This is a genomic window from Micromonospora sp. NPDC049580 (genome assembly GCF_040675595.1).
Taxonomy (GTDB): Bacteria; Actinomycetota; Actinomycetes; order Mycobacteriales; family Micromonosporaceae; genus Micromonospora.
The window spans coordinates 1-15,400 of record NZ_JBFAPG010000104.1 but is presented as its reverse complement, the minus strand read 5'-3'; the positions used below and the strand labels follow the sequence as shown (position 1 = coordinate 15,400).

Sequence of the window (15,400 nt, the reverse complement as noted above, 5' to 3'; positions counted from 1 at the left end):
CACCACACCCGCAGCACGGCCCCCGGCGCGCGGACGCGCCGGGGGAGGGTTCCGGCTGCCCATCGTCGAGAACGTGGAGGACATCCCGTGACCGTGCCGACGTACCCCGTCGAGACCGACCCGCCCGTGCCGACCAGCGCGCAGGCCGCTCCACCGCCGGTGTCGACAAGCGCGTTGCCCGCGGCGCGGGCGCAGCTGCTGCACGGCGGCTCGGTCGAGCAGTACCGGCGGGCGATCGCCGACGGTGTCGACCGGGTCGCCCGCCGGGTCGCCGCGGTGGACCGGCCCGCCACCGGCGTCGCTCCGGCCGAGCTGGCCCCCCTCGTGAACACCGTCGACCTGGACCGGCCCCTGGGCGACGCCGGCGCGGCCCTGGACGAGCTGGAGGACGTCTACCTGCGCGACGCCGTCTGGTTCCACCACCCCCGCTACCTGGCCCACCTCAACTGCCCGGTGGTCATTCCGGCGCTGCTCGGCGAGGCGGTGCTGAGCGCGGTGAACTCCTCCCTGGACACCTGGGACCAGAGCGCCGGCGCCACGCTCATCGAGCGTCGACTGATCGACTGGACCGCCGCCCGGGTCGGCCTCGGCCCGGACGCCGACGGCGTGTTCACCAGCGGGGGCAGCCAGTCCAACCTCCAGGCGCTGCTGCTGGCCCGGGAGGAGGCGTGCGCCGCGGCGACCACCCCGGCGGCCCGCATGGAGCTGCTGCCCCGGCTGCGCGTGCTCACGTCCGCCGCCGGGCACTTCAGCGTGCAGAAGTCCGCCAAGCTCCTCGGCCTCGCCCCGGACGCGGTGATCGCGGTGCCCACCGACGCGCAGCGGCGGATCCGGCCCGCCGCCGTCCGCGACGAGATCACCCGGTGCCGGCAGGCCGGACTGGTCGTGATGGCGGTCGTCGGCACCGCCGGCACCACGGACTTCGGCTCCATCGACCCGCTCGGGGAGCTGGCCGGGATCTGCGCGGCGGCGGGCGTCTGGCTGCACGTCGACGCCGCGTACGGCTGCGGGCTGCTCGTCTCGCCGACGCGCCGGCACCTGCTCGACGGCATCGAGCGGGCCGACTCGGTGACCGTCGACTACCACAAGTCGTTCTTCCAGCCGGTCAGCTCCAGCGCCCTGCTGGTCCGCGACCGGCGGGCACTGCGGCACGCCACGTACCACGCCGACTACCTCAACCCGGCGCGGATGGTGCAGCAGCAGATCCCCAACCAGGTCGACAAGAGCCTGCAGACCACCCGCCGGTTCGACGCGCTGAAGCTCTGGCTGACCCTGCGGGTGATGGGCCCGGACGCGCTCGGCGCGCTCTTCGACGAGGTGGTCGACCGGGCGGCCGACGCGTGGCAGCTCGTCAGCGAGGACCCGCGTTTCGAGGTGGTGACCCGGTCGCAGTTGAGCACCGTGGTCTTCCGCTACCTGCCCACCGGCCCGGGTCGCGAGCTGGCCGACGCCGCCAACCTGTACGCCCGGGAGGCGCTGGCCGCCTCCGGCCTCGCCGTGGTCGCCGGCACCCGGGTGGACGGCCGGCACTTCCTCAAGTTCACGCTGCTCAACCCCGCCACGACCGGCGACGACGTCGGCCACGTGCTCGAACTGATCGCCGGCCACGCCGGCCGGTACGTGCGCGACAACACCGCCGCCGACCTGACCTGCCCCGTCGGCTGACCCCGAATCCGCGCCTGGAGAAGAAGATGTCCACCCACGACTTCGTCGCCATCGGGCTCGGCCCGTACAACCTGGGTCTGGCCTGCCTCACCGCGCCGATCGACGAGCTGGACGGGGTGTTCCTGGAGGCCCGGCCGAGCCTCGCCTGGCACCCCGGCATGCTGCTGGAGTCGGCCCGGTTGCAGACCCCGTTCATCGCCGACCTGGTGAGCCTCGCCGACCCGACCTCGCCGTACTCGTTCCTCAACTACCTCAAGGAGATCGGCCGGCTCTACCCGTTCTACATCCGGGAGAGCTTCTACCCGCTGCGCAGCGAGTACGACGCTTACTGCCGGTGGGCGGCGGCGAAGCTGCCGAACCTGCGCTTCGGCCAGACGGTGACCACAGTGGAGTACGACAGCGCCGACGAGCGGTACGTGGTTCGGGCCACCACCGGCGGGTCCGAGAGCGTCACCTACCGGGCCCGGCACCTGGTGCTCGGCACCGGCACTCCGCCGCACCTGCCGGCAGCCGTCGCCGGGCTGAGCGGGGACGCCGTGCACAACTCGCGCTACCTGGAGCACCGGGACGCGCTGCGCACCAAGCGCAGCATCACGGTGGTGGGCAGCGGGCAGAGCGCCGCCGAGATCTACCACGACCTGCTCGGCGACCTCGACCGGTACGGCTACCAGCTGAACTGGGTCACCCGCTCGCCCCGGTTCTTCCCGCTGGAATACACCAAGCTGACGCTGGAGATGACCTCACCGGACTACGTGGACTACTTCCACGCGCTGCCCGAGGCGACCCGCTACCGGCTGGAGGCCGAGCAGAAGGGACTGTTCAAGGGAATCAACGCCGACCTGATCAACGACATCTTCGACCTGCTCTACGCGCACAGCGTCGACGGGCCGGCGCGCACCCGGCTGCTGACCAACACCGAGCTGGTCGACGCCGCGCACCGTGACGGGGAGTACACGCTCGGGTTGCGGCACGTGGAGCAGGAGCGGGACTTCACCCTGCGCACCGAGGGACTCGTGCTGGCCACCGGCTACCACTACCGGGTGCCGGAGTTCCTGGCCCCGGTGCGCGAACGGATCCGCTGGGACGCGCACGGCCGCTTCGACGTGGCCCGCAACTACAGCATCGACCACAGCGGGCGGGGCATCTTCCTGCAGAACGCGGGCACCCACACGCACAGCATCACCTCGCCGGATCTGGGCATGGGCGCGTACCGCAACTCCTGGATCATCCGCGAGCTGCTCGGCCGGGAGCACTACCCGATCGAGAAGAGCATCACCTTCCAGGAGTTCGGGGTGATCTCGTGAGCGTGGTCTTCACCCGCGTCGACGACCGGCTCGGCGCGTTCGCCCTGCGTACTCTCGATCCGGAGGCCGACGCCGCGCTGCTGCACGGCTGGGTGACCCACCCGAAGGCGGCGTTCTGGCTGATGCAGGACGCCGACGAGGCACAGGTGATCGAGGAGTACCGGCGCATCGCCGCGCACCCGCACCACGACGCGTACCTCGGCCTGTGGCGGGGGAGTCCGGCGTTCCTGGCCGAGCGTTACGACCCGGCCAACGTCGAACTGGTCGGCCTCTACGACCACCAGCCCGGTGACGTGGGCATGCACTTCCTCTGCGCGCCCGCAGGCAACCCCGTGCACGGCTTCACCCGCGCGGTGATCCGTACCGTCATGACGTGGCTCTTCGCCGACCCGGCGACCCGGCGGGTGGTGGTCGAGCCGGACGTGCGCAACACCGCCGTGCACGCGCTGAACGCCGCAGTCGGCTTCGAGGTCGTCGGCCCGATCGCCAAGCCGGAGAAGGACGCGCTGCTCAGCGTCTGCACCCGCGCCCAGTTCGAGGCCGCCGCCGAGCACGCCGAGCAAGCCGGACACACCGCCGCCGCCGAGTCCGCTGCCGCCACCCGAACCGAAGGAGCCCCGGCGTGACCACCACCGCCGTCCCCACCCCGCCGACCGTCGCCGGCCAGGCCGCGCCCGGCGACCCGGTCGCGCACCTCACCCCGCAGCGCTGGGCGCGGGCCAACCGGATGCTGGTCCGCAAGGCGCTCGCCGAGTTCACCCACGAACGGCTGCTCACCCCGGAGCCCGTGCCCGGCCCCGACGACCGGCAGTGGTACGAGGTCCGCAGCGACGACGGCGCCGTCACGTACCGGTTCGTCGCCCGGGTGCTCGCCCTGGCCCACTGGCAGGTCGACGCCGACAGCATCACCCGGCACCGGGACGGCGTCGCGCTGCCGCCGGACGCCGTGGACCTGATCGTCGAGCTGCGCGGCACCCTCGGGCTGTCCGCGCGGGTGCTCCCGGTCTACCTGGAGGAGATCACCTCCACTCTCGCCGGTACCGCGTACAAGCTGGCCCAGTCCCTGCCGAGCGCCGCCGAGCTGGCCGGGGCGGACTTCCAGACCATCGAGACGTCGATGACCGAGGGCCACCCCTGCTTCGTGGCCAACAACGGCCGGCTCGGCTTCGGCGTCGACGAGTACCACCGCTACGCCCCCGAGGCCGCCACCCCCGTACGCCTGGAGTGGCTGGCCGCGCACCGGGACCACTCGACGTTCAGCAGCGCCACCGACCTGGACTACGACACGCTCATCTCCGGCGAGCTGGACGCCGAGACCCGGGCCCGGTTCGCCGCCACGATGGCCGACCTCGGCCTGGACCTCGCCGACTACCACCTCATCCCGGCGCACCCGTGGCAGTGGTGGAACAAGCTGGCCGTCACGTTCGCGGGGGAGTTGGCCCAGCGTCGGCTGGTGCACCTGGGTCCCGGGCCGGACTCGTACCTGGCGCAGCAGTCCATCCGGACCTTCTTCAACGTCACCGAGCCGGGCCGGCACTACGTCAAGACCGCTCTGTCGGTGCTGAACATGGGCTTCATGCGGGGGCTGTCGGCCGCGTACATGGCCGCGACCCCGGCGATCAACGACTGGCTGGCCGACCTGATCGCCGGCGACGAGGTGTTGACCGGCACCGGGCTGACCGTCATCCGGGAGCGGGCCGCGGTCGGCTACCGGCACCGGCAGTACGAGGCGGCCACCGAGCGCACCTCCCCGTACCGCAAGATGCTGGCCGCGCTGTGGCGGGAGAGCCCGGTGCCCGGCCTGGCCCCGGGGCAGCGACTGTCCACGATGGCCGCGCTGCTGCACGTCGACGACGACGGCGGCTCACTGGCGGCGGCCCTGATCGACCGGTCCGGCCTGGCGCCCGAGGTGTGGCTGCGCCGTTACCTGGACGCCTACCTGACCCCGCTGCTGCACAGTTTCTACGCCCACGACCTGGCCTTCATGCCGCACGGCGAGAACGTCATCCTGGTCCTCGACGAGCACGACACCGTCCAGCGGGTGATCTTCAAGGACATCGCCGAGGAGATCGCGGTGCTGAGCGCCGACGTCGAGCTGCCGGCGGAGGTGCAGCGGATCCGGGTCGAGGTGCCCGACGACACCAAGCTGCTGACCATCTTCACCGACGTGGTCGACTGCTTCCTGCGCCACCTCAACGCGGTGCTCGTCGAGGCCGACGTGCTCACCGAGGACGCCTTCTGGGGCACGGTCGCGGCCTGCGCCGCCGACTACTTCGAGCGGGTGCCGCACCTGGCCGAGCGGGTCCGCCACTACGACCTGTTCGCCCCCGAGTTCGCATTGTCCTGCCTCAACCGCCTCCAGTTGCGCGACAACCAGCAGATGATCGACCTGGCCGACCCGTCGGCCGCCCTGCAGTTCGTCGGCACCCTCACGAATCCGCTGGCCGCCCACGCTCCGGCCCGCTGACGCCGTCCGCGTCCCGGCAGGCTCCGAGAGTCCGTCCGCCGGCCGGGACGCGGACGTGCGGCATACCTCAGCGATAGTCGGCGAAGATCCGACGTTCCACACCGTCGACGGTGATCGGGCCGCCGTGGGGGAGGATCCACTGCGGCTTGGTGTGGCCGAACGGGACGCCGACGCAGACGACCGCCTCCGGGTTGTAGCGGTTCACCACGTCGACGACCGTGTCGCGCTGCTGCTCGCGTAGGCGCGCCCTCTCCTCGGCGGCGGGTCGGCGGGTGTGGTCGGAGACCGGCGGACGGGCGACCAGGACCGCGTCGACGGCGTCGAGAAGACCGCGTTCACCCAGCGACCGCACGATCCAACCGACCTCGCGGGCGGGAAGGAGCTTCTCCGACGTCTCGATGATCAGCACGCCGCCGCGCAGAGCCTCCGGAGGAAACGGGAAGCGTCCCGCCGTGAGGGTCCACTGGAGGACTTCCAGACACCCACCCCAGCTGGGGCCGGTGACCGTGCGGCGCGGCCCGTACCAGCTCCACGGCGCCGTCGGTTCGCGTTCTCCGAACGACTGCAACGCCCGTGGGTCGGCCCAGTCGACCCCGATGTCCTCGGACTCGCCCGGATCGGTGATCTCCAACCGCTCGCCGGTGCGGAGCGCGGCCCGCAGCGACCGGGCGTGGATGTCGTCCACGGCGGGTCCGGGGCCGAGGTGCACCTGTGAGGACCCGCCGTAGAAGCTCGCGATGCCGAGCCCCCAGAGCCACTGGTGCAGGTTGGTGTTGTCGCTGGTGCCCAGGAAGGGCTTCGGGTCGGCGCGGGCGAGGTCGGCGTCCAGGTGGGGGATGACCGTGATCTGGTCCTCGCCTCCGACGACGGCGAGGATGGCGCGTACCCGGGGATCGGCGAAGGCGGCGTTGATGTCCGCCGCGCGCGCCTGCGCGCTCGCGCCGACCGTGCGGGTGCTCGGGTACTCGACCGGGACGAGGCCGGTCAGGTCGGCGAGCCGCCGCATGGCCTGCTCGTGGATCTCGGGATAGGCGCCGGCCGCGGCGAAGGACGGCGACAGGACCGCGATGTGGTCACCCGGTCGTGCCTTCGGGGGACGCACCAGATCATGCTTCATCCCGAGATTCCACCAGCGGCGCCCGTCGGCGCGCATCCCGTTTTGGGGTGCGCCGACCCGGGACCGATCTTGCAGTATTCCTTCGTGTTATCGATAACACGAGGTGGCACGCCATACCGCATCCCCTTCACCGCGCCGGTTCTCCAAGCTCGCGCACAGGTGTACGGCGTACGAATACAGTTACCATCTTGAATTCGTGGGTCGGTGGGCCGTAACATGCCGGACACGGATGTGAACGCTAACGTTCGGACCCCTGCATCCCACCGAGCCCGTCCCGCCCGGTTGTCGCCCCGTCGCCGGTAGCGCTCATCTGGAGGTCCCATGTCGTCCCTGCCCCTCAGCCGACGCCGCGTGCTGCAGGCGGCCGGCGCCACCGCCGTGCTCTCCGCGACCGGAGCCACGACGCTCGGCGCGGGCCCCGCCGCCGCTGCCGTGGTCCCGCCAGCGCGGTCGGACATCGGCGTCGGCGCCTACCCCTTCGAGTTCGGTCAGGTGCGACTGACCGCCGGCCGCTGGCTGGACAACCAGACCCGCACCCTGAACTACCTGCGCGTCGTCGACGTCGACCGGATGCTCTACAACTTCCGCGCCAACCACCGGCTCTCCACCAACGGCGCCGCCACCAACGGCGGCTGGGACGCGCCGAACTTCCCGTTCCGGACCCACATGCAGGGGCACTTCCTGACCGCGTGGGCCCAGGCGTACGCGGTGCTGGGCGACACCACCTGCCGGGACAAGGCGAACTACATGGTCGCCGAGATGGCCAAGTGCCAGGCGAACAACGGCGCGGCCGGGTTCGGGTCGGGATACCTCTCCGGTTTCCCGGAGTCCGACTTCACCGCGCTCGAGGCACGGACGCTGTCCAACGGCAACGTGCCCTACTACTGCATCCACAAGACACTCGCCGGTCTGCTCGACGTCTGGCGCTACACCGGCAACACCCAGGCCCGTACGGTGCTGCTGGCCCTCGCCGGCTGGGTCGACACCCGCACGTCCCGGCTCAGCTCCAGCCAGATGCAGTCGATGCTCGGCACCGAGTTCGGTGGCATGAACGAGGTGCTGACCGACATCTACCAGCAGACCGGTGACACCCGGTGGCTCACCACCGCCCAGCGGTTCGACCACGCCGCCGTGTTCAACCCCCTGGCCTCCAACCAGGACCAGCTCAACGGACTGCACGCCAACACGCAGGTGCCCAAGTGGGTCGGCGCCGCCCGTGAGTTCAAAGCGACCGGGACGACCCGCTACCGGGACATCGCCAGCAACGCGTGGAACATCACCGTCGGCGCGCACTCCTACGTCATCGGCGGCAACAGCCAGGCCGAGCACTTCCGGGCGCCCAACGCGATCGCCGGGTACCTCAGCAACGACACCTGCGAGCAGTGCAACACCTACAACATGCTCAAGCTGACGCGGGAGCTGTGGCTGCTCGACCCGAACCGCACCGACTACTTCGACTACTACGAGCGCGCCACGATCAACCACCTGATCGGCGCGCAGAACCCGGCCGACAGCCACGGTCACATCACCTACTTCACCCCGCTCAAGCCGGGCGGCCGGCGGGGCGTGGGCCCGGCGTGGGGCGGCGGCACCTGGAGCACCGACTACAACTCGTTCTGGTGCTGCCAGGGCACCGGCGTGGAGATCAACACGAAGTTGATGGACTCCATCTACTTCTACAGCGGCACGACGCTGACCGTGAACCTGTTCGTGCCCTCGGAGCTGACCTGGTCGCAGCGGGGCATCACGGTCACGCAGAGCACCACGTACCCGGTGAGCGACACCACCACGCTCACCCTCGGCGGCACGATGAGCGGCTCGTGGAGCGTCCGCGTCCGCATTCCGGCGTGGACCAGCGGCGCGACGATCAGCGTCAACGGCGTGGCGCAGTCCGTCGCCACGACGCCCGGCAGCTACGCCACGGTCACGCGTACCTGGGCGGCCGGAGACACCCTCACCGTGCGTCTGCCGATGCGTGTCGTCGTGCAGCCGACCAACGACAACCCCAGCGTCGCCGCCGTCACCTACGGCCCGAGCGTGCTCTGCGGCAACTACGGCAACACCACGCTGAGCGCGCCGCCGGCACTCAACGTCTCGTCCATCGCCCGGACCAGCACCAGCTCGCTGGCGTTCACCGCCACCGCGAACGGGTCCACCGTCAACCTCGGGCCGTTCCAGGACGCCCACGGCTTCAACTACACCGTCTACTGGAACACCAGCGGCAGCAGCGGTGGGGGCAGCCACCGGCTGGTCAACGTCGGCAGCGGGATGGTGCTCGGCATCCAGAACATGTCCACCGCCGACGGTGGGCTGGCTCTGCAGTGGGACGACAGCGGCACCGCCGACCACAACTGGGTGGTGGTGACCGACGGCAACGCCGTCCGGTTCCGCAACGTCAACAGCGGGAAGGTTCTCGGCGTGGAGAACATGTCCACCGCCGACAACGCCCGCGTCCTGCAGTGGGCCGACAACGGGACCGCGGATCACCGGTGGACCCTGGTGGACAACGGCGACGGCACCTACAAGATCCGCAACGTCAACAGCGGCAAGCTGCTCGGCATCCTCAACGGCTCCACCGCGCGTGGCGCGCAGGCCGTACAGGACTCCGACAACGGCAGCGCGGACAACCGCTGGCGGCTGGTGGCCAACGCCTAGACCGTCACGTCGATGGCTCGGCCTGGCCGGGGCGTGTGTCGAAATCCTGAACCGAGGGCTTCGACACACGCCCTTGGTGCTGTCTCGGCACGGTCGCGAGATCTTGCCGTACTCTCTTGCGCGGATAGGTCTGTAATGCAAAGCTAACTTCATGACACACGAATCCGCTCCGCAGGCCGACGGCCCTCGCGAGCTGTTGGCGGCCGTGCGCGACCTGACACGCCAGGTCCATGTCGCCCAGCGCGGCACCTGGTTTCCGCTGCTGGTCCTCGCGGTGGTCACCCTGGTCGCGATACCCGTCTACCGGTACGCCCCCTACCTCGACCTGTTCGACACCTGCCGATCCCGCCCACAGGACAGGGTCTGCATGGCGCCCAACCCGACCGAGCTCGGATACTGGACGGTCGCGCTGGTGCTCGCCTACGCGGCGATCGCGGGCTTCTACGTCAGGCAGTCCCGGCGGCGTGGCGTGGGCACCCCGATCCGCCCCTACGTCGTCGTCGGCGTCGCGTTGGCCGTGCTGATGACGGCCGTGTCGATCTGGCTGACGTTCCACCCGCTCATCCCCGTCCCCGCCGACCCCTTCTCCACCGACCCGGCCGCGATCGAGGTCGGGCCGGCGGCATGGCTTGTCAACGGGCTGGCCAGTCCCATCGCGGTCATCGCGCTGGCGCTGCTGGTGCTCGCGTGGGTCGAACGCAACTGGGCGCTGCTGGCGTACAGCCTCGCCTTCCTGGCGATCGTGATGGTGCAGGGCGGCCAGGTCATCCACGCGACCTCCCGGTGGTTCTTCCTGCCTCAGTTGCTCGTCCCGGCGGCGCTACTGCTGCTCGGCAGTGCCGCTTTCGCCCTGTTCCGGCCGAGCACCGAGGTTCCGGGGCGATGACCGACCATCCCACCAATGGCCTCGACGACGTGGTCCACCAGCGCGTCCGACTGGGCATCCTGGCGATCGCGCACCAGGCTCGCCAGGTCGAGTTCGGCTTTCTGCGCACCACCCTGCAGCTGACCGCAGGCAACCTTGGGCAGCACCTGACCGTCTTGGAGAAGGCCGAGCTGATCCAGATCGAGAAGGGCTACGAGGGCAAGCGCCCACGCACCTGGGTGACTCTCACCGCTGCCGGTCGGGCAGCCCTGCGTGTAGAGATCGCCCACCTCAAGCAACTCATCCAGCAGGTCGAGCAGGCGGAGACGGCGCCGGCCGCCGACCGGTGACCAGCGGGCTGAATCACGTCGACACAGCGTCTTCAAGCCCAACGACCACCAGCTGGACGCGCTCAGCGTGCCTCAAGACGGCCCCGGGAGTCCTTCCCGGGGCCGTCTGAGTTCGACCAGACGTGGTGGGCGGCGCCGGTGTGACGGTCAGCATGGCGCTACGAGGGCCACTACCCTCGGCGGGATGAGCCGAGCTGCCAGCCCTCAGCGGGCTCCGCTGTGGCGGGACCGCTCCTTCGGCACGTACTGGATCGCGCAGTCGCTCTCCGCGGCCGGTGACGCGTTCGCCTACCTGGCGGTGCCGCTGCTGGTGTTGCAGGCGACCGGGTCGGTGGCGCAGATGGGCCTGCTCACCGCCGTCGCGGGCGCGGCGTCCGTGGTCGCGGGGATCTTCGGCGGGGTGCTGGTCGACCGGTACGACCGCCGTACGCTGATGATCGTCGCGGACCTGGCCCGTCTGGTCCTCTACGCCGTGGTGCCGCTGGCCTGGCTCGCGGGCCCGCAGGTCTGGCTGCTCTTCGTCGTGCTGCCGATCTGCGAGGCGGCCGGCATGCTGTTCCAGGTCGCGGCGGTGACCGCGGTGCGCAACCTCGTCGACTCCGACCGGCTCACCGAGGCCAACGGCCGGCTCCAGGCGACGTTCGCGGCGGCCGCGGTTCTCGGGCCGCTGCTCGCCGGTGTGGTGTCGGCCCGCTTCGGCCCGGCGGTCGCCATCGCCGTCAACGCGGCGAGCTTCGCGCTCTCGGCCGCCGGCCTGCGGCTGGTCCGGCTGCGCCGGGCTCAGGCCGCCGACGTCGCGCCGGTGCCCCGGGAGCGCCCGCTGGCCGAGTTCCTGGCCGGGGCGCGGTTCCTGTGGCGACAGCCGGTGCTCCGCGCGCTGACCGTCCTGCTGTCGGTGTTCATCTTCCTGACCTACGGCTTCACCGATGTGCTGATCTACCACGTGACGCACGACCTCGGCGGCACCGAGCGCACGGTCGGCACGGTGCTCGGCCTGGCGGCGCTGGGCACGGTCGCCGGGGCGCTGCTGGTGGCCCCGCTGCGTCGTCGGCGCGGCTTCGGCGCCACCTGGATCGGCGCGCACGCCGTCTGCGGGTTCGCGGTGGCGGGCGCCGGCATGGCGACGAGTGTGCCGGCGGTCACCGCGCTGACCGCCGTCTACCTGTGCTGTCTCAGCGTCAGCGGGATCTGCTCGATGTCACTGCGCCAGGAGATCACCCCCGACCATCTGCTCGGCCGGGTCACCTCGGCGTTCTGGAGCACGCACTACGCCCTCGGACCGGCCGGCGCCGCCATCCTGACCTGGACCGCCGGCCGGTACGGCGTCGCGGCTGTCGCGTTCGTGGCCGGAGCGGGCTGCCTGCTGGTCGCGGTCGGCGGGCTGTTCACCCCGATCCGCACAGCTGGCGCGCAGCCCCGTCTGTCGCCTCCGGCCGTCCCGGTGGGTCAGGCCGGCTGACCACCGGCGGGGCGGTCAGAACTCCTGGTACATGACGTGCAGGCCGACCCGGCCGAGGGTGGGGTGGCGGAACGCGCCCGGCACCGTGCCGACGACGTCGAAGCCCTCCCTGCGGTACAGCTCGACCGCCGATCGGTTGGTCTCCACCACGGCGTTGAACTGCATGCCGGCGTACCCCCGTCGCCGTGCCCAGGTCAGGGCGTCGCGGCACAGCGCGGTGCCCACGCCCCGGCCGCGCGCGTCGGCGGCGACCAGGAAACTGGCGGTGGACACGTGGGCGCCCGGCCCGGGCCGGTTGGTGCCCATCTTCGCGGTGCCGAGGACCCGCTCGCCGTCGACCGCGACGACGGTCCGCCCGGGCGGGGCCTCCACCCAGATGCGGTACGCCGTGTCCGCCGTCATGTCCGGGTCGTAGGGGAAGGTCTCCTGTGCCCGGACCACCTCCTCGATGATCGGCCACACCTGCGACCAGTCCTGGTCGTCGAACTCGCGGATCAGCACCGGCGCAGGCTACGCGCGGCGCTCCGGGTGGGGACAGCGGATTTCGACTGTCGAACTTTCCCGGCGGTGGCTGCATCCGGGCGGTGTGCAGGCCGCGAAGCATGTGTCGTGACGAGACGTCACGGATCCGTCGCTTCGACGAAAGGCCCGTTGATGAAGATCGCACGATTCGCCGCCCGGATGGCGGTGGGCGCCGTGGCCACCGCGCTGGCCACCACCGCCGTGGCCGTGCCGGCCCAGGCGACCGGTAAGGCCAAGCCGCTCGGCACGAAGTCGCTCGCCCAGGTGCTCACGAAGGACACGAGCGGCTTCGACCGCAACTCGCGGGACTTCGACGTACTGACCGCGGCGGTGCTGGCGGTGCTCGAGGCCAAGCCGGACTCGCCGGTGAAGGTGCTCACGGACGGCACCGTCGCACTGACCGCGTTCCTGCCGAACGACGCCGCGTTCCAGCAGCTGGTGCGCGAGCTGACCCACGCCCGGAAGCTGCCCGGTGAGAGCGCCGCGTTCGCGGCGGTCGCCGGGCTGGGCATCGACACCGTGGAGACGGTGCTGCTCTACCACGTCGTGCCGAGCGCGACCATCGACCGCCGGGCGGCCCTCAAGGCCGACGGCGCGGAGCTGACCACCGCCCTCGGCCCGACCGTCGAGGTCGACGTCCGCACCTACTGGCACATCTTCCGCCAGCTGCGGCTGGTCGACGCCGACACCAACGACCGTGACGCACGCGTGGTCGCGTTCGACGTCAACAAGGGCAACCGGCAGATCGCGCACACCGTGGACCGGGTGCTGCGCCCGATCGACCTGCCCTGACCCACCCGGGTGGTGGCCGACCCCGCGTCGGCCGCCACCCGCGCGGCCCGCGCCGTGCGTGGTCAGTTCCGGCTGAGCGCGGTGATCTCCTCGTCGAGCAGCGCCGCCGGGTGCTCCCGCTCGTCCTCCATCCGCGGACCGGTACGCCCCGTCGACCGTCGTGACGGGACGCCGCGGGGCTGACCCGGGTCAGGAGGCGGCGTCGGCCCGCCGGGCGCGGGGCGCCGACCCTGCCGTCTCGCGCCGATGCTCCGGCGCCGGCCCGGACGTGTCGCGGCGGATCAGCTCGGCGGGGAGCACCTCGACCCGGGGCGCCGGCGCCTCCGCGCCGAGCACCAGGGACATCGCCCGGACTCCCATGTCGACAAGTGGCAGCCGCACGGTGGTCAGCGCGGGTGTCACGTCCCGGGCGATCGGCATGTCGTCGAAGCCGACCACGGAGACCTGCTGCGGCACCGCCAGCGAGCGGGCCCGCAGGGTGGCGAGGGCGCCGATGGCCATCGAGTCGTTGAGGGCCACGATCGCGGTCAGCCCGGGGTCGGCGTCGAGCAGCCGGGCGGTGGCCTCGGCGCCGCCGTCGCGGTCGAACTCGGCGTACCGGATGCGGCGCTCGGGCAGCTCGCGGCCCTGCTCGGCGAGGGCCTCTTTGAGCCCGGCCAGCCGATCGGTGGTGGTGGTGAGGATGCGGGGGCCCGCGACCACGCCGATCGCCCGGTGCCCCAGCTCGCACAGTTCGCGACCGGCGAGGTGACCGCCGGCCCGGTTGTCCGGCATGACGGCGTCGCCGGAGTGCTCGTGGCGGCCGATGACCGCGACCCGCCCGCCGGTTGCCTCGTACGCGGCGAGCTTCTCGTTGAGCTGCCGGGTGAACGCCTCGTCGTGGTAGCCGGAGCCAGCCAGGATCAGCGCCGCCACCTGGTGGCCGCGCAGCAGCTCCACGTACTCCAGCTCGCGATCCGGGTCGCGGTAGCTGTTGCAGATCATCAGCAGCCGGCCCTGGTCCGTGGCGACCCGTTGCAGCCCTCGGGTGATCTCGGCGAAGTACGGGTCGGAGACGTCGTGCACGATCACGCCGACCGCGCTGCGGTGCGAGCGGGCCAGCAGTTGGGCGTGCGCGTTGGGCACGTACTGCAACTCGGCGACGGCGGCCAGCACCCGTTCGCGCAGCTCGTCGGTGACCGGTTTGCTGCTGCCGTTGATGACGCGGGAGGCGGTGGCGGGTGAGACGCCCGCGCGCCGCGCCACGTCGGACAGGGTCGCCATGGCCCGCCCCCTCGGTCTGTTGACGGCGTTTCGCCGCGCCGGCTAGCGTCACCGTACCGCAGAGAAAGCCCTTTCCCGCAGGGAGGCCCGGCCATGTCCGATCGCTTCGCGGCGCTTCCCGGCGGGATCGGCGTCTCCCGGCTGCGCGTCTACGACACGGTCGCGCCGGACGGCGTGGTCGGTGGCACCCCGCACGTGCACCTGTGCTGCACCGAGGGGTACGTGGTGACCGACGGCGAGGGCGCGGTGCAGACCCTGACCACGGCCGGCTTCCGGGAGACGCCGCTGCGGCCGGGGGTGGTGGTCTGGTTCGAGCCGGGCACCGTGCACCGCCTGGTGAACGGGGGCGGGCTGAGCATCGTGGTGCTCATGCAGAACAGCGGACTGCCCGAGGCCGGCGACGCGGTGCTGACCTTCCCACCCGAGGTGCTGGCCGATCCGGCGGCGTACGCCGCGGCGGCGGCGCTGCCCGACGGGGGAGCGCCGGGCGCGGACGTGCGCGCCGCGTACCGGCGGCGGGATCTGGCGGTGACCGGCTTCTCGGCGCTGCGGTCCGGCGGGCCGGCGGCGCTGGCCGCGTTCCACGCCGCCGCGATCGCGCTGCGCCGGCCGTTGCTGACGCGCTGGCGGCAGCGGTGGGAGTCCGGCGCCGGCCGTGCCGCCGCCGACACCGCCGTGCAGCTCGACGCCCTGGGGCGGGGGGACGCCGGGCACCTGGGCGACGCCGGGGTGTACGCGGTGGCCGAGCCGGTCGAGCGGGGCCGGCTCGGGATGTGCGGCCTCCTCGACACCTACCCGGCTGGCGGCTGACGGCGCCGTCGGTCCAGGTTGGACTGTCCTGATCTCCTCGAACACTGACGTCGGGGTGTCCCGACAGCCGTCTTCGGGAGGTCGAGGTGATCTCGAAGCGGCACGGCACTCGTGGAGCGGGCCGGTCGGCG

Annotated in this window: 13 protein-coding genes; 10 read left to right on the top strand and 3 right to left on the bottom strand. The window is 71.7% G+C overall.

Going from position 1 to position 15,400, the window contains the following annotated elements:
- Positions 1-126: 126 nt before the first annotated feature.
- The 4 genes from AB0J68_RS11940 to AB0J68_RS11925 all read left to right on the top strand — a co-directional run bounded on the left by AB0J68_RS11940 (position 127) and on the right by AB0J68_RS11925 (position 5,436).
- The gene (locus tag AB0J68_RS11940) at positions 127-1,665 is read left to right on the top strand and encodes an aspartate aminotransferase family protein (protein WP_363938098.1); all 1,539 of its coding nucleotides are present in this window, start codon (positions 127-129) and stop codon (positions 1,663-1,665) included.
- Between the two features lie 26 nt (positions 1,666-1,691).
- Entirely contained in the window at positions 1,692-2,969 is a 1,278-nt protein-coding gene (locus AB0J68_RS11935; protein WP_363938092.1) for a SidA/IucD/PvdA family monooxygenase, read from the top strand.
- Positions 2,966-3,595 carry a GNAT family N-acetyltransferase gene (locus AB0J68_RS11930; protein ID WP_363938090.1) on the top strand — a complete coding sequence of 210 codons (630 nt, stop codon included), beginning with the start codon at positions 2,966-2,968 and terminating at the stop codon, positions 3,593-3,595. Before AB0J68_RS11935 ends, AB0J68_RS11930 begins: the two co-directional genes overlap by 4 nt.
- 101 nt (positions 3,596-3,696) lie before the next feature.
- Entirely contained in the window at positions 3,697-5,436 is a 1,740-nt protein-coding gene (locus tag AB0J68_RS11925) for an IucA/IucC family siderophore biosynthesis protein (protein WP_363938095.1), read from the top strand.
- A 67-nt stretch (positions 5,437-5,503) separates the two neighbouring features.
- Here AB0J68_RS11925 and AB0J68_RS11920 read toward each other — a convergent pair whose 3' ends face one another.
- Positions 5,504-6,553 (bottom strand): S66 peptidase family protein, encoded by a 1,050-nt coding sequence (locus AB0J68_RS11920; protein ID WP_363938088.1) that lies wholly within the window; start codon positions 6,551-6,553, stop codon positions 5,504-5,506.
- Between the two features lie 321 nt (positions 6,554-6,874).
- Between AB0J68_RS11920 and AB0J68_RS11915 the strand changes: the two genes are divergently transcribed.
- From AB0J68_RS11915 to AB0J68_RS11900, 4 genes are all read left to right on the top strand, one after another.
- A complete protein-coding gene (locus AB0J68_RS11915; protein ID WP_363938086.1) occupies positions 6,875-9,208 on the top strand; it encodes a beta-L-arabinofuranosidase domain-containing protein in 2,334 nt (777 codons plus the stop codon).
- 151 nt (positions 9,209-9,359) lie between these two features.
- Positions 9,360-10,094, top strand: coding sequence for a hypothetical protein (locus AB0J68_RS11910; protein WP_363938084.1), 735 nt, complete (start codon positions 9,360-9,362; stop codon positions 10,092-10,094).
- Positions 10,091-10,423 (top strand): transcriptional regulator, encoded by a 333-nt coding sequence (locus tag AB0J68_RS11905; protein ID WP_355065070.1) that lies wholly within the window; start codon positions 10,091-10,093, stop codon positions 10,421-10,423. Before AB0J68_RS11910 ends, AB0J68_RS11905 begins: the two co-directional genes overlap by 4 nt.
- Positions 10,424-10,607: 184 nt before the next feature.
- Complete coding sequence (locus AB0J68_RS11900) at positions 10,608-11,882, top strand: MFS transporter (protein WP_363938082.1); 1,275 nt, start codon at positions 10,608-10,610, stop codon at positions 11,880-11,882.
- A gap of 15 nt (positions 11,883-11,897) precedes the next feature.
- Here the strand turns inward: AB0J68_RS11900 and AB0J68_RS11895 are convergent, their stop codons facing one another.
- Entirely contained in the window at positions 11,898-12,383 is a 486-nt protein-coding gene (locus AB0J68_RS11895; RefSeq protein WP_354856092.1) for a GNAT family N-acetyltransferase, read from the bottom strand.
- A gap of 153 nt (positions 12,384-12,536) precedes the next feature.
- Between AB0J68_RS11895 and AB0J68_RS11890 the strand changes: the two genes are divergently transcribed.
- The gene (locus AB0J68_RS11890; RefSeq protein ID WP_355065078.1) at positions 12,537-13,196 is read left to right on the top strand and encodes a fasciclin domain-containing protein; all 660 of its coding nucleotides are present in this window, start codon (positions 12,537-12,539) and stop codon (positions 13,194-13,196) included.
- 189 nt (positions 13,197-13,385) lie between these two features.
- Here AB0J68_RS11890 and AB0J68_RS11885 read toward each other — a convergent pair whose 3' ends face one another.
- Positions 13,386-14,459, bottom strand: coding sequence for a LacI family DNA-binding transcriptional regulator (locus AB0J68_RS11885; RefSeq protein WP_355137534.1), 1,074 nt, complete (start codon positions 14,457-14,459; stop codon positions 13,386-13,388).
- A gap of 93 nt (positions 14,460-14,552) precedes the next feature.
- Here AB0J68_RS11885 and AB0J68_RS11880 point away from each other — a divergent pair, with 93 nt between their 5' ends.
- Entirely contained in the window at positions 14,553-15,269 is a 717-nt protein-coding gene (locus tag AB0J68_RS11880; RefSeq protein ID WP_363938078.1) for a cupin, read from the top strand.
- Positions 15,270-15,400 lie beyond the last annotated feature (131 nt).

What these genes read in the sequence shown, in the direction of transcription:
- AB0J68_RS11935 (WP_363938092.1), top strand. Translation starts at nt 1,692, where the DNA reads ATGTCCACCCACGACTTCGTCGCCATCGGGCTCGGCCCGTACAACCTG.
- AB0J68_RS11925 (WP_363938095.1), top strand. Translation starts at nt 3,697, where the DNA reads ATGCTGGTCCGCAAGGCGCTCGCCGAGTTCACCCACGAACGGCTGCTC.
- AB0J68_RS11920 (WP_363938088.1), bottom strand. Translation starts at nt 6,553, where the DNA reads ATGAAGCATGATCTGGTGCGTCCCCCGAAGGCACGACCGGGTGACCAC.
- AB0J68_RS11915 (WP_363938086.1), top strand. Translation starts at nt 6,875, where the DNA reads ATGTCGTCCCTGCCCCTCAGCCGACGCCGCGTGCTGCAGGCGGCCGGC.
- AB0J68_RS11910 (WP_363938084.1), top strand. Translation starts at nt 9,360, where the DNA reads ATGACACACGAATCCGCTCCGCAGGCCGACGGCCCTCGCGAGCTGTTG.
- AB0J68_RS11905 (WP_355065070.1), top strand. Translation starts at nt 10,091, where the DNA reads ATGACCGACCATCCCACCAATGGCCTCGACGACGTGGTCCACCAGCGC.
- AB0J68_RS11900 (WP_363938082.1), top strand. Translation starts at nt 10,608, where the DNA reads ATGAGCCGAGCTGCCAGCCCTCAGCGGGCTCCGCTGTGGCGGGACCGC.
- AB0J68_RS11890 (WP_355065078.1), top strand. Translation starts at nt 12,537, where the DNA reads ATGAAGATCGCACGATTCGCCGCCCGGATGGCGGTGGGCGCCGTGGCC.
- AB0J68_RS11885 (WP_355137534.1), bottom strand. Translation starts at nt 14,459, where the DNA reads ATGGCGACCCTGTCCGACGTGGCGCGGCGCGCGGGCGTCTCACCCGCC.
- AB0J68_RS11880 (WP_363938078.1), top strand. Translation starts at nt 14,553, where the DNA reads ATGTCCGATCGCTTCGCGGCGCTTCCCGGCGGGATCGGCGTCTCCCGG.